Origin of the sequence: Pseudomonas sp. B21-019 (assembly GCF_024749225.1) — a bacterium.
GTDB lineage: Bacteria > Pseudomonadota > Gammaproteobacteria > Pseudomonadales > Pseudomonadaceae > Aquipseudomonas.
This window is the reverse complement of sequence record NZ_CP087193.1, coordinates 683,934-698,623: the sequence shown is the minus strand read 5'-3', so window position 1 is coordinate 698,623 and position 14,690 is coordinate 683,934. Positions and strand designations below refer to the sequence as shown.

The following is a 14,690-nucleotide window of genomic DNA, read 5'->3' as shown; positions in this document are numbered from 1 at the left end:
ACGAGGCTGCGATCTTTTGATCTGGCTTTTGAAGCAAAGTCAAAAGATCGCAGCCTCGTTTCACTCGACAGCTCCTACAGTTCCTACAGCGCCCACAGGGGTTTGCAGCGCCACTCATAGTTTTTTGAGGTTTTTGAAATGAATGTTTTGATCATTGGCAGCGGTGGCCGTGAACACGCCCTGGCCTGGAAAGTGGCTCAGGATCCGCGCGTGCAGAAAGTGTTCGTTGCCCCGGGCAACGCAGGCACAGCCATTGAAGCCAAGTGCGAGAACGTCGCCATCGACGTGCTGGCCCTCGAGCAGCTGGCTGACTTTGCCGAGAAGAACGTTTCCCTGACCATCGTCGGCCCGGAAGTGCCGCTGGTAGCAGGCGTTGTCGATCTGTTCCGCGCCCGTGGCCTGGATTGCTTCGGCCCGACCGCGGGTGCCGCGCAACTGGAAGGTTCGAAAGCCTTCACGAAGGATTTCCTGGCACGCCACAAGATCCCGACCGCCGACTACCAGAACTTCACCGAGATCGAGCCGGCCCTGGCTTATCTGCGTGAAAAAGGCGCACCGATCGTGATCAAGGCCGATGGCCTGGCCGCCGGCAAAGGCGTGATCGTGGCCATGACATTGGCTGAAGCTGAAGACGCGGTGCGCGATATGCTCGCTGGCAACGCGTTTGGCGATGCCGGTTCCCGCGTGGTCATCGAAGAGTTCCTGGACGGCGAAGAAGCCAGCTTCATCGTCATGGTCGACGGCAAGAACGTACTGCCGATGGCCACCAGCCAGGACCACAAACGCGTCGGCGACGGCGACACCGGTCCGAATACCGGCGGCATGGGCGCCTACTCCCCGGCACCGGTCGTCACCGCCGAAGTCCATCAGCGGGTCATGGACCTGGTGATCTGGCCAACCGTGCGCGGCATGGCCGAGGAAGGCAACGTCTACACCGGTTTCCTCTATGCCGGCTTGATGATCGACAAGGCTGGTAACCCAAAAGTTATCGAGTTCAACTGCCGTTTCGGCGATCCTGAGACTCAACCGGTGATGCTGCGCTTGCAGTCGAGCCTGGTGTTGCTGGTCGAAGCGGCCCTGGCGCAAGCGCTGGACAAGGTCGAAGCACAGTGGGATCCACGTCCGAGCGTCGGTATCGTATTGGCCGCTGGCGGTTACCCGGGTGACTACACCAAAGGCGTTGCCATCAACGGTCTGGATGCAGCCGCGGCACTGGAAGGCAAAGTCTTCCACGCCGGCACTGCACTCAAGGACGGTCAGGTGGTGACGGCCGGTGGTCGGGTACTGTGCGCAACCGCCATGGGCACCAGCGTCGACGCAGCCCAGCAGCAGGCTTACAAACTGGCGGCTAAAATCGACTGGGAAGGCTGCTTCTATCGTAAGGACATTGGCTACCGCGCCATTGCCCGCGAGCGTGGCGAAAATCAGGAATAAGCCATCCATTCGGCCAGGCAGGGGCTTGCAGCCCTTGCCGGACTATTCCGGCGCCGCGCATAGTTATAATCTGGCATCAACCTACGAAGGGATTTCGCCGTGCGCTGGCTCAGGATTGCCATAGGCTTCACCGTCACTCTGCTGACCTTGCTCTGCATGCTCCCGGCCCAGGCCACGCAAGGCAGTGGCTGGGCGGTATTGCTCGACGAACAGGGCGATCTACAGCTGAGCGACATCCGCTCCGGCCGCTACACCAATCAATTCAGTCCCGTCGAACTCGACCGCCTCACCGCAGCCGGGCCCGAGGGTGCGCTGTGGCTGCGTTTCAGGCTGGCACCCGGCAAACACGAACAGTTGCTGAGGGTGTTCGCCCCCGACCTGTCGCACCTCAATCTGTATGTGCTCGACGGCGACCAGCTGATCGATCAATTGAATACCGGCACCGGGCAGCCTCAGGCTGAGCGCCCCCTGCCCAGCAACGACTTCATGTTGCCGCTGCCACAAAGCGACAAAACCCTCGACATCTATATGCGACTGGTCTCCGAACACCAGTTTCGGCCTTACATCACCCTGCAATCGGCGGTCATGAGCGCAGCCACTCAGAACCAGACGTTGATCTACGGTCTGCTCTTTGGCTGTCTCGGGATGCTGATCCTGCATAACCTGACCCGCTACACCTACACCCGCTCGCGTAGCAGCCTCTGGCTGGCAGCGTGCGAAGGGTTGCTGCTGCTCAGCCTGGTGCTGCTGCTGAACCTGGCCCGCCCATGGTTGCCGAACTGGTCCGTCGTACAAACACCCGGTGCCTATCTTGCCTTGCTGCTGACCGCACCTTGCGGCCTGATGTTCGCCTACCGCTTCTTCGCCCCGCTCGGCCCACACCCGCTGAACAAGCTGCTGCTGGGGGACATCCTGTTCATCGTGGCCTGCGGCCTGCTGCTGTTGTTCGTCAACACCCTGCCGCTGAACCTGATCACGTACGCACTGGTTGCCCTGGCCGGCCTGAGCATGCTGTTCGTCAGCGCCCATCACTGGCAAAAAGGTTATCGCCCGGCCCGCCTGTTCGTGGCGGCCATGGTGGTGTTCAACCTTGGCACGTTGATTATCCTGCCGGCGCTGCAGGGGCTGACCCTTGTCGCCCCGCAAGGCCTGATCATCACCCTTCTGGTGTTTATCTGTATCAGTGGCCTGTTGATGAGTGTGGCCCTGGGCGAGCGACAGCGTAGCATCACCGAAGACCGTTTCAGCGTCAGTCGCGACCTGGCTGCCAGCAATGCCGAAATAAACGCCAAAGCTGAATTCCTGGCGAAAATCAGCCACGAAATCCGCACCCCGATGAATGGTGTGCTGGGCATGACCGAACTGCTGCTGGGCACACCGCTGTCGGTCAAGCAGCGCGACTACGTGCAAACCATCCATAGCGCCGGCAACGAACTGCTGACGCTGATCAACGAAATTCTCGACATCTCCAAACTCGAGTCCGGACAGATCGAGCTGGACGACGTGCAGTTCGACCTCAATGCCCTGATCGAAGATTGCCTGAGCATCTTCCGCGCCAAGGCCGAACAACAGAACATCGAGCTGATCAGTTTTATCCAGCCGCAGGTGCCGCGCGTCATCAGCGGTGATCCGACGCGCCTGCGCCAAACCTTGCTGAGCCTGCTGGAAAACGCCCTGAAGAAAACCGATGAAGGCGAGATTCTGATCGTTGTCGCCCTGGATGAACGCAGCGCCAAACCGCGGCTGCGCATCGCCGTGCAGGACAGCGGCCAGCCGATGGAGGCTGAAGAGCGCGACGCACTGATGCACGCCGAGCTGCACAGCAAGCATTTCCTCTCGGCCACCAGCCTGGGGGGCAATCTGGGGCTGGTGATTGCCCGTCAGCTGATCCGTTTGATGCAGGGCGAATTCGGCATCAAGAGCGGCGCCAACCAGGGCAGCACATTGTGGCTGACCCTGCCACTGGACCCGGACCGTCTCGAACACCCGACCTCGGACCTGGACAGCCCGTTGCAAGGCGCACGCGTACTGGTCGTGGACGACAACGACACCTGTCGCAAGGTGCTGGTGCAGCAGTGCAGCGCCTGGGGCTTGAACGTCAGCGCCGTACCGTCCGGCAAGGAGGCCCTGGCGCTGCTGCGCACCAAGGCCCACCTGCGCGATTATTTCGACGTGGTCCTGCTGGACCAGAACATGCCCGGTATGACCGGCATGCAACTGGCCGCCAAGATCAAGGAAGACCCGAGCCTGAACCACGACATTCTGCTGATCATGCTCACCGGCATCAGCAACGCGCCGAGCAAGATCATCGCGCGCAACTCCGGGATCAAGCGCATCCTCGCCAAGCCAGTGGCCGGCTACACCCTCAAGACCACCCTGGCGGACGAACTGAACCAGCGCAACAACGGCCCGGCCACCTCGCAGCACCTGCCCACCGGCCCTACCCTTCCGGTCAAGGTACCCAGCGACTTCCGCATCCTGGTGGCCGAAGACAACAGCATCTCGACCAAAGTCATCCGCGGCATGCTGGGCAAGCTCAACCTGCAACCGGATACCGCCAGCAATGGCGAGGAAGCCTTGGTGGCAATGAAGGCCCAGCGTTACGACCTGGTGCTGATGGACTGCGAAATGCCAATCCTTGACGGCTTCTCCGCCACTCAGCAATTGCGTGCCTGGGAAGTCGGCAACCAGCGGATTCGCACCCCCGTGGTGGCGTTGACCGCACACATCCTCGCCGAGCACAAAGAGCGCGCGCGTCAGGCCGGCATGGACGGGCACATGGCCAAACCGGTCGAGCTGTCGCAGTTGCGCGATTTGATCGAGCATTGGGTTGCCCAGCGTGATCAGCAGAACCGCACAGTGTCGACCCTCTGAGAGCCCTCGGGCTGGCACTCGGTCAAATGTCCAGAGCGCTCAAGTATTTCAGGGACTGAGACACCACAGACTTCTTCACTTTCTCCCGAAACGTGCCGTAATGAAGCGTGTTGAACGTGATCGTGGTTATCTGTTCGGTGCTTTTTTGCTCAAGCGAATCATTGTTGCTGAACAGGAACCGAGAGATATCTCGCACTATCGAAAACTTGCGGTGATAGACCGCCATATCCACCTTGTGCGTGCCGTTCATCACGCAAGGAATCATCTGAAAGTAAGCCATATCTCCCTTCAGGGTCGTGGATTCAAACATTTCGAGCGCCAGCGAATTGCGCTCCAACGCTGTCAGGGCGCGGCTGATGGGTATTGAGAATCTATCACCGATGGACTCCCGGATACGTTGTATCGCCTTGCTGCCCATCGGAGCAGCTGGCGCGGGCGAAAACGTTTGAGGTGCGGGCACATCCCATCCCAGAAAACGAAGTTGCCCGCAGTAGTAGTCGAACCAGTCGCCCGATAATCCATCATTAATTGCATCGCGTGTGGCTCTTTGCGCAAAAGCCGTGCTCATGTAGACGTCTTCGCGGTGGGACGCCGGCAGATCGCTGGCGAACGACACGATACTGCCGCCAACCACCGCTGCCGGTGGTGCAATCAGATCCGTCATGACCGAACCTCCTCTGGCTGCGTGGTGCTGCAGGCATTGTCGCGCACGGTCAACATTGCAACATTGGTCTCAATCCGGTCCTTGACCTTCAGAGCAATTTGATCTCGTACAGGTGCATATACCGTTTCCGATAGATTCGCCCGGACGTAACGGCAGCTAATGATGCCTTGTACGTCTTCGCCCCAATAGAGGTGCGCCAAAGGGCTGGAACTCAGCAATTGACGGGTTTTGAGCTCGATACATACACTACTGAACGAAGTCGGTGTTGGCGCCACGATCACCAGCAAACGAACATCCATCGCAGGTGCCGACACCTCGGTGGACTGCTCTTCGGACACTTTTTGCATATGGCTGCGCAACAAGTTGGCTGCCGGGTTGATGTCCGATTCGTTGACAATTTGTGACAGCACTTCTGCAGTCACATGCCCTTCATCTGCCCCTACTTTGGACATCGCTGAGGCCACCCACTGAACCGCCGTTTCAACACTCTCTGGAGGGAGACTCAAGTCTTCGCGCGCTTTACCGCGCCACATCCAGATACCATCCAAAACTTTCATGTAGGTGTCATACCAACTCACACCCGGCTCTAGTTCTGTTTTTTTATTGGCTGCCAACTGTGCATACAACACCGTATTGACCACATCATCATAAGTGGTCAAATCCTCTGATTCGGGCACTATCAAAACCGCAGCCCCGACAATCAACACTGAATAATCACATCTCATTTAAATACCTTCATACAGAGAAGGACAGTCGTTTTTTTCGACCGCCCTTCCAAGCATTCATCAAATGTCGTAATCGAGCTTATCAGCCGAGTACTTCACCAGTTTCGTTGCAATCAGCTCACGAGTAGCCGCAGCCAAAAGATCATTTTTTTCGAAAGCTGCCTCACCGCGATACAGACTTACGTCACGAACATCCGTATCGACGAACATTACTTTTACCGATGAATTCCGGCGTGTAAAACGTACTGCGCCAATGGCAAAAACAGTGGTCCCGTTCACATCGATACACGAGCCGGTCGTTACTCCACCCACACCTTGTGCCAGCAAGTTGCGCTCATAAAGCGTCAATGCGGTATCGCGTTTTTGCAGGGCGGCAATCGCATCACCCGCGGTTTTCAGCATCAGTGCAGTAGCCGGACCCGGTACGGCAAGGCCTGTGACTACCGAAGCAAGAATCTCCAGCACCATCTTGTCCATGCGGACACTGGTTCCCGACACGTTCAGATCGTTGTAGTACTTGCTGATGGTCATCCAACCCGTTTCACCCATGACTTTACAGAACTGCGCATACCATTCTTTGCCCTGGTGCTCCAGTGGAAACTGTTTGTTTGCCACAAGCGACGCATAGTGAAACGCATTCTGCGCGTCACTGCGGTTAATACCGGTGAGGTTACCGCTGAAACTAATGAGGCCTTCGCCTACAACCGATCCTTTCGACGGCGCTTCAATTTCGTCACCCGGCGCCAACAAACCACGAGATCTAATAAGCGGCGTCTCACCCAGATCATAACCCTGAAGATTTTCCAAGCAGGCAGCAATATAACTTTCACTAAACATATTATTCATAACTTCTTCCTTATTGACATTAAAGCAAGCTCCTCATGAACTTGCCGAAAGAAACAATAAACAAATTAACCCACCACGACAAACCCAAACATGTAACATCATCCACAACAGCAATCACACAACTAACCATTCAGACTCAGCCCAACAGCCTACACATGAATAAAAATAACTTTCAGACCTTATAAACTCGCCCCCCACAGGCACTTGACCAACTGATAGACTCCGCTTCACCCGTCTCTGGATGCGAGCCAAAACCATGCTCCATGTGTTATTCAGCGTTTACCTGAAGATGTTGGTGCTCTACAGCCCGTTCTTCGTGTTGTCCTGCTTCATCAGCCTGACCCGCGGTTATTCGCGCAAGGAACAACGTCGCCTGGCCTGGAAAGTGGCAATTGCCACACTGGTTTCCAGCGTTTTGCTGTACCTGTTCGGGAGGGTGATATTTGACGTGTTCGGCATTACCGTGGATGCATTTCGCATCGGCGCCGGCAGCGTGCTATTCATTTCGGCGCTGGGCATGGCTCAGGGCAAGTCGGTGGTGCAGACCGACAATGTGCAGCAGGACGTGACCATCGTCCCGCTGACCATCCCCCTGACTGTCGGCCCGGGCACCATCGGCGCCTTGCTGGTGATGGGCGTGAGCCAGCCGCATTGGGACGACAAACTCACGGCCATTCTCAGTATCGCCCTCGCCAGCTTCACCGTTGGCGTGGTGCTGTATTTGTCGAACCGCATCGAACGGATTCTGGGTGACCAGGGGTTGCAGATTGTCAGCCGGTTGATGGGATTGTTCGTGTGCGCTCTGGCGGCACAGATAATCTTCACCGGGGTGAAAGGTTATCTGGTGCCTTAATCGGCCAAGGAGCTCTAAAAAGCCGGTTCTACAAGCGCCTCGATCTGATGATTCGACATCAGCTCCGTTAGCATTGCGCTGCCCGAAACGCCCTTTTGCCTCAGCAACTCGGTCACTATTTCCGAAACCGCGCGCGATCGATAACCACTGAGCGCAAGGAACACGTCCCCCCGCAACGTCACATCCGATGAGTAAACACCGCGAAAGATCAGACTGTGCCCGCTGTCCAGGCCGTTCATTACCAGGTGTTCATCGACCAGGCTGACCCATAACTGATCCATGATTGAAGCGTCCAGAATCAGCTTCCCCGGAATCAAGGGTGGGAGCTCAAGCGGGTAACGACAATCGACGATAACCGATTCAAGTTTCAACCACGCCGTCTGGGTCAGCCGGCTAGTCGTTGTCCCTTGACCCATTTTGAGTACCAGGATACTGACATCATCGGCAATCAACGGGAGTAGGTCATCGGCCGTCTTCAGTCCCTCGACCACCAGTACTTCGGCGTTTCGCTGAATATACTCAAGTGGCCCGACCGTATTTTTTTGCGGATAGGTGTGCAACAAACCATTCCCGATCTGGTGCAGCATCACATTGGTTTGATGCCGGGTACCCACCAGTGTGTATTGCGCAGGAAGGGTGGTTTTCGGAATCCGGATCAATCGTCCGGTCCGGACCACATACCATTGAAGGTAGTCAGGATCTTTGACGGACAGAAAATCGGCGCATCGATGTTGGTTCGCCAGCGCTGCCAGCCGCTCACTCAATGGACCGTCCAGTGCAGCGACCCAGAGGCTGTCCACACCCGTAACCCGTACCGGTTCGTTGTGCTGTAAATCCACCTCCACGCCCTCGAGAGTCGTCGCCCTCAGACCCGCGCCCTCTACCGTCACGTCGGTAAAGGTCCAAGGGGCCCACACCTGTATCGGGGCCGGCAATGCTTCTACTTGCAAAAGTCTGGTGCCCTGGGCAAATGCCGTACTCAAATGTTTCGTATCAATAAAGCGCTGGCTGAAAATCTTGCCCGTTGAAAGATCGAACAACCAGGCGGCCTGATTGTCTGGAGCAATACTCAGTAACCGTACTTCTTTTCCATGGCCAGGATCCGAGAGCAACAGTCGATCGTCCAGATACCAGGCGCATAAGCCGGCATCCCCCGTAAAGTTGGTCAAGCCAAGGAGGGCGAAACTCGACACCGGATAGCGCGTCGACACTTGCGGCAGTGCGGACCACCATTGGGCTCGATCCTTGAACCAGGTGTCGCTGAGTCCGCCCAATCGAAGCATGCCATCGGGCATCACATTGAAGAACAGACCGGATTCGGTCAGAGCCAGGTAGCCCTGCTCAACGGCGACAACATTATTCAGGCCCGAGGGTGCAATTTCTGTGGAAGACCATTGCACGCGGCCATCCACCATCGACCTTTGCTGTCGCACGAGGCGTTGGTCAGGCTGGTCGTAGGTAACAAATACTTCGCCCTCGGCACCGGCAGGAACAATCAGTCGAAGATCATTCAGAATCGAATCTTTCCATCCCCGCGCATGGCGACGTCGGGCCGGCGCACGGATGATCAACCCGTCAACCTCTCGGACCCAGACCAGATCGTGCCACTTGTCTTCGAACTGCCAACAAATCGAAACCAGCGCACCGGGGCGCCAATTCACGGTATCGATGGACTCTGCCGGCAACACATAGTTGCCCAGCACCGGCTTCCAGTCCGTGAGCGTGTTGACCTGTAGAACAGCCTGCAATGCCGGATCGTGACCGCGGGTGATCGAGCCAAGCAACACCGCACCGTCATGGATCATATATGTCAGCTCATCATGCGGGCCTTCCTTTGGAATGGACCGCTGCACGATCTGAATGCCGCCATTGGCCACGGCCTCACAGCGGACAATGGTCAAGCCTTCTCTTACCAGCAAACGGTATCGTTGAAGCAGCGTGCCGGTGATCGCGTCGACCTGCCAGACATCGAAGTTCTCGGGGTGATAGAAATAGGCCGAGCCCTCGACCACCGCGCCCAATACGACCTCGTCGGCCAACAGCACATTCGGGTCGCGGATATACAGAAAACGATCCTCAGCCGAGTCGTAATACGCAGCCACCGTCCTCGGTTCGTCCGGCTTTTCAAACGGCACCACAAAGTTGTGAACGGGGGTGTAAGGCATGGCCAGGCGATGTTCACGAGCCAGTGATTTGAAGTGATCCAGCAACGCTTGCTCTCCGAGCGCCGGATCGGCCGTTTCTTCGACAACCTCCAATTGCAGGGCAACGAGATCAACGCGCACGATCTTGTTACCTGCCAGTTTGAGCAACACATCGTGAACCCCGCTACCTGTGAACCTCACAGCCAGAGTGCCCAACATGAGGCTGCCCGCAGGCTCTATCTGGATATCTGTCTCCGCCAGCCAGGTAGCCAGCAACACCCAGTGCATGGCCGCGTGACCCGGTGCGTCGAGCTCAAGACTCACCCCCTGATTGAGCAGCACGGAACATTGAGCACCGGCACCCGCTATCCGATAGGAGACCAGGCCGTGCCATGCCTTGGGTAGCACAGGCACCACCAGCGAGCGCTCAACATTATCGAGACGAACGTTGAAAACTGTTGGTTTGCAGACAGGGTTCAGTCGGTGGACGACGTACTCACCCGGAAACGAATAAAAGGAAAACAGGAACTGCCATTTCCCCTGTTCATTCTTTTTTTCCAGCCGACGTGCCGTATCGAATCCGTCAGCATGACGAAACGTGACGAACGGCAGCAACTTGTACTCATAGCCATACCAGGTTTTGGGTGTGCACGGCAAAACGATCGTCTGCCCAGGCTTCGGCGAAAAAAGCGCCGAGCCCGGCAACTCAAGGCCCAAGCGTATATCAATAGCGCGGTGGTAATCCTCATCGTAATCCGGAACCCCGAAATGATCCCGAAGCGGGAACAGTTTAGGGCTGTCGAAATGGACCGTTGATGCGCGTAAATCCAGCTCGGTGAGCACCAGCAACGGATGTGCAATCCAGGCATCCGACGCCTTGTCCAAGTGAAAGCCGCCCTGAAGATACGCTTTCTCCAGTCGTTCAAAAAAGAGGCCGACCCCTTTGGCCTCCTCGGCAATGGTGGCAAACCCTTCGGCCAGCGCAGCGACACCCACCGCCAACCCGCCCAGAATCACCCCGACACCGCCCAGCACCGCAGATACGGCGCCTGCGCCGGCCAATCCCGCACCCAGCCCGGCCGCCCCCAACACAGCGCTCGCGGAGTCGAACGCCAATTGCGTCCCGAATTGCGCCTTTTCAATGTCATTGCCGGCATGGCTCAACTGGTAAATATCAAACCCGACATTCACCATTCCCAACACCGTGCCAACGCCTTCATTCGCCACATGCCCCAACGCCTTTTGCACCAATGGCGCACTGGTGCGAGCGATCAGCTTTTCATCATCCAGGGCCTGTCGCACCAGTGTCACAACGCCAATCACATCCACCACATTGCCATGGACCAGTTGGGCGTAGTTGACGTAGGCATGCAGGCGAATGGCGGTGGTCAGTGCCTTGTCGCTACCGCCGGCCGCGCCTTCGTGATGACGCAGCGAGTTCATCAAGGCTTGTACGGTGAAACCGGCATTGAGCGTATGAACACTACCGGCGTCCACAGGATCAGGCGAGTTGGCCGGCGCACGCGGTTGAGCCGCCAAGGAATGGAAGGTTTGCGAGAGGAAGTTTTTAATCCTGAGGAGTCGATGATCATCGGTGGTGACACGCACAATGGTCTGCGCTGGATCGTTATTGACCAGACTGATCTTGTAAGCGCCTGTCGGGGTGATCTCCAATGTCTCAAACAATGCAATGGCACCCGACGATAGCCCGTGTTTCTCCTGTAGCTGCCATGTCGCCTGCGCGATCTGCCCGCCCCACCAGTGAGCGTCCAGTTCCAGCAACGAACTGCCCAATACCCCATTGTTGACCAGTGACCGTCCTCGCGCGCTGGCCAGTCGCTGTCTTGCCCGGGGCGTCTGTTCAGGCAGGCTGCCTGACTCGGAAAGACTGGACACCCGGACACCCGACGGCAGCACTCGTTCATTGAGTCGGCCAGCGTCGAGGTCAATCAAATCAAAGGTTGGACGCGCAGGCTCTCCATATGCTGCGTAAGGCTTGGCCATCTCTTGCCGAACGAAAAAATGTGTCAGCGCTTTGCTGAGCGCTTCAGCGGTATCAAACTCGAAAACACTAAAATTCGGATCGTAGAAATGATAAGTACTGCGGCCTCCACTGAATGTTTTAGCCACCAGCATCGAGTGGTTGTCAGAGTTGAGCATCAGGGTGCTGCTGCCGGTTTTACCTTCGAGCGTCGCAATGACGTGTGCCAGATCGGAGCGCACCACCGGTCCGCCCAAGTCATGGACGTCAACATCGCGCAGTTCCTCGATAATGCTCACAAACGCTTTCGAATGGCCGGTGTCAGGTTCAATGACCGCCAGGTAAAACCGTTCACGCAGTGTGTTGGCAGCTTCATCACCCTTGCTGATCGCCGCTGCCATGGCCAATGCCAATGGGTAGCAACGCCCCGCGATCCGGTCGCCGACCCCCTGAAGCAACAAATCCTGCGGCACCAGTTTGAAGCTGCCGTGATCGAAACTTTCCAGCACATCGGCCATGCGCTCGGCAATCCGGTCACGGAATTCGAGTTTTGCTACCTGCTGAATACGGGCGACCTGACGCCCCCATTGCAGCAAGGTCAGAGCCCCCTCCAGCGCCTGCTTCTTCAGTTCAATGCTGGTCTCGGACAACACCAAGGAAGGTATCGAAGCGCTGGCCAAACCGGCAACGAATGCGGGGTGATTCTCTTTGAACAGCTCCCGTTCAATCGCCCCGTAACGGTGTGACACGCCCAACTCAGACACATTGTTCGCGAGGTTTTCCAGGCGTGCGTTGACGTGTCCGAAGTTGCGTTGATCCATTGCCCGCGCGCCCAGCAACGAACCGATCAACCACCGCTGCAAGGGGTTAAGCTGTTCAACCTGCAAAGTGCCCCGGCCAATTCGATGAAGCAATTCATCAAGCGGCAGATCCCCGTCTGCCGGCTCTCCGACCAACGATGGCGGTAGCGTGATCTCCTGCGTGAGGATGGACTGGCGCTCGTCAAAACTCAGCTGCACTTGCTTGTCGAAAGTCACTTCACCAGAGACACGTTGGCTCATCGCTCGCAAAAAGGGTTCACCAAGGTGCTGCGCCAAGGACTGCAACAAATCGGTCGACATCACATGTCGACCTTCGATGACTGGCCAGCCATGGTCGAAATGGATTGTCTGACTCTTTAGTAATTGATCCACCTTGCCGACGTAACGCGCCTTGAATTGCCCGGCCTCCCAACGTTGTTTTTCCCTGCGCAGCCACTCGACGGTGTCGCTTTCGTTTTCTTTCCAGGAATGATCCAGCTCCTCCTCGGTGTCCCGGTTCACCATGGCGGCGGCGACAATAGCCACATCCTTTCGCCACGCCCCCGCTGCTGGAGGTATGGAGTGGATTTTTGCGTAATCCGCGAGTGCATCGCGCATCGCAGCAGGCCCGGTCAGATAGATTGTCACTTCGCTCTGGGGGCGAATGCCGTCGCTGTAGTAAATCGCTGCGGCTTCCACCAAAAAAGTGAGGGCGAGTTCTTCTTCAGGCGGGAGTGCATCCAACGAACCAAATTTTTTCTCGACCACCTCCCGCGCAAAACCGCTCATGGCCTCGCTATCAATCAAGGCGACCTGGTTCTCCATAGCCAAGCGGGTCGTGGCATCAACAATCTCATAGTTGAGTTTGAAACGATCGATGACAGCACTCAACATTGCCGATCCGGCATGAGCCATGAGAAACGCATTACTCAGGCTGGCCTGCTCGGCAACTGCCCGCATTCCATCCGGACGTACGAGACGTTCGACGGGGGCGCGAAAAACGCTGTTCAAGTCCGGGCGACTTTTCGCGAAACGCTCCAGTGCGGGACGATGCTCTGCAGGGATGACTTCGAAATAGTTTGTATATTTACCTCTTAACGCTTCTCGACCTGGCATCCATCCAGGATTTTGATCGAGCAACAACTGCAACACGCCCAGGCGCTCATCACTGCTGAATTGATTGATCTCCACATCGCCCAACTTTTCTACAAGAGGTGGCAAGTTATCGACATCTGCGTAAAATCCGCCTTCAGCCATCAAAGCTTCAATGCGCACCACATCGGAGGCGGCGGCAAAATTGCCTCGCAAACTTATCTCGCGCTCATAAATGCTCTGCAAGTGCAGCGGTGTTGCATTCTCCGCCAGGTTGCGGAGTTCCACTCCCGCCAATGCCAAAATGCTCTGACCATTCTTTTTCCGCAACATTTCCAGGGCGGTTTTATCCTGGCCATACCCACGGACCAGAAGATCAATCCGGGCATCATCCGCTTTAACACCGCGTTCCACCGCCTTGTTGATATGTGCGAACATTTGCTGCTTAAGAACAATGGCTCGCTCTTCATATTTGTCACCCAGCTCAAGAAATGTTCCCGTGCTATGTCCGCCATTAATCATCGCATCGGCCTTCGCGGCCTCGACAATGATCCGATTGGTTTCATAGGCCAATAACGCGTCGCTGTCATACCAGAGTTTCACGGCATAATCGTGCCCGGCCAAAACCTTGCACCAAACATTAATGTAGTCGCGCTGAATATTTCCTACCCCCCCTCCAAGCCAAACGAAGTGTAGATTTTTCGGCACTTCGGTTGCTGCGGCAGACAGCTCTGCAATGCTGGTGGACAGGCGCGTGTGAAAGCCTTCGACTCTGTCGCGGATTTCAGTCAAACCCGGAGCTTCAGCGCCCTCCGGCGCAGCTTTCGGCTCCACTTCCACGGCACGTCGATGCCGGCTCTTGGATTCAACAAAAGCCCCCAGGGCTTCGCGCAGCAAACCAAGCGGTGGAAGCATTCTCGGAAAATCGAGCATGCCGATACAAGAAAAGTAATATCGAAATACCGCATCGTATTTCTCTGTACCCTTATGTTCCTGTAACGCCTTTTCAAGATCAGACAGTTTAAATAAATCAATAAAATTGACGTAACCGCTCACACGACGAGCCGATTGCTCACCCATAAAGATACTTCCCTGTAAAAATAAGATTTCTCATCCGTCAAAATGGATGGATGCACCCGACGCTCAAACAACACTAACTGAACAAAACTTCAGCCCGGAAGCAAAAAAAACAAACAACTGATGACCAACCGAACACTTAGAAATATTAAAGCCGTCAAACACAACAAAAAAAGACAAGCAAAAGGCAACCCTCAACA

General features: G+C 56.4%; 7 protein-coding genes. 3 read left to right on the top strand and 4 right to left on the bottom strand.

Going from position 1 to position 14,690, the window contains the following annotated elements; genetic code table 11:
- The first annotated feature begins 138 nt into the window (after window positions 1-138).
- Window positions 139-1,434, top strand: coding sequence for a phosphoribosylamine--glycine ligase (gene purD, locus LOY36_RS03025; protein WP_019650621.1), 1,296 nt, complete (start codon window positions 139-141; stop codon window positions 1,432-1,434).
- Window positions 1,435-1,533: 99 nt separating this feature from the next.
- Entirely contained in the window at window positions 1,534-4,308 is a 2,775-nt protein-coding gene (locus LOY36_RS03020; RefSeq protein ID WP_019650622.1) for a hybrid sensor histidine kinase/response regulator, read from the top strand.
- A gap of 22 nt (window positions 4,309-4,330) precedes the next feature.
- On the opposite strand, the gene LOY36_RS03015 is transcribed toward LOY36_RS03020, so the two are convergent.
- From LOY36_RS03015 to LOY36_RS03005, 3 genes are read right to left on the bottom strand one after another with little or no spacing between them, the layout of a single operon-like run.
- Window positions 4,331-4,972, bottom strand: a complete 642-nt coding sequence (locus tag LOY36_RS03015) for a hypothetical protein (protein ID WP_019650623.1) — start codon at window positions 4,970-4,972, stop codon at window positions 4,331-4,333.
- Window positions 4,969-5,697 (bottom strand): hypothetical protein, encoded by a 729-nt coding sequence (locus LOY36_RS03010; protein ID WP_258672243.1) that lies wholly within the window; start codon window positions 5,695-5,697, stop codon window positions 4,969-4,971. Before LOY36_RS03010 ends, LOY36_RS03015 begins: the two co-directional genes overlap by 4 nt.
- Before the next feature lie 60 nt (window positions 5,698-5,757).
- Window positions 5,758-6,543, bottom strand: a complete 786-nt coding sequence (locus LOY36_RS03005) for a hypothetical protein (RefSeq protein ID WP_019650625.1) — start codon at window positions 6,541-6,543, stop codon at window positions 5,758-5,760.
- Between the two features lie 256 nt (window positions 6,544-6,799).
- Between LOY36_RS03005 and LOY36_RS03000 the strand changes: the two genes are divergently transcribed.
- The gene (locus tag LOY36_RS03000) at window positions 6,800-7,396 is read left to right on the top strand and encodes a MarC family protein (protein ID WP_019582263.1); all 597 of its coding nucleotides are present in this window, start codon (window positions 6,800-6,802) and stop codon (window positions 7,394-7,396) included.
- A gap of 14 nt (window positions 7,397-7,410) precedes the next feature.
- Here LOY36_RS03000 and LOY36_RS02995 read toward each other — a convergent pair whose 3' ends face one another.
- Entirely contained in the window at window positions 7,411-14,493 is a 7,083-nt protein-coding gene (locus LOY36_RS02995) for a TcdA/TcdB pore-forming domain-containing protein (protein ID WP_408981104.1), read from the bottom strand.
- Between the last annotated feature and the right edge of the window lie 197 nt (window positions 14,494-14,690).

Coding starts and splice junctions, on each gene's coding strand:
- LOY36_RS03000 (WP_019582263.1), top strand. CDS start 6,800: ATGCTCCATGTGTTATTCAGCGTTTACCTGAAGATGTTGGTGCTCTAC.
- LOY36_RS03005 (WP_019650625.1), bottom strand. CDS start 6,543: ATGAATAATATGTTTAGTGAAAGTTATATTGCTGCCTGCTTGGAAAAT.
- LOY36_RS03015 (WP_019650623.1), bottom strand. CDS start 4,972: ATGACGGATCTGATTGCACCACCGGCAGCGGTGGTTGGCGGCAGTATC.
- LOY36_RS03010 (WP_258672243.1), bottom strand. CDS start 5,697: ATGAGATGTGATTATTCAGTGTTGATTGTCGGGGCTGCGGTTTTGATA.
- purD (WP_019650621.1), top strand. CDS start 139: ATGAATGTTTTGATCATTGGCAGCGGTGGCCGTGAACACGCCCTGGCC.
- LOY36_RS02995 (WP_408981104.1), bottom strand. CDS start 14,493: ATGGGTGAGCAATCGGCTCGTCGTGTGAGCGGTTACGTCAATTTTATT.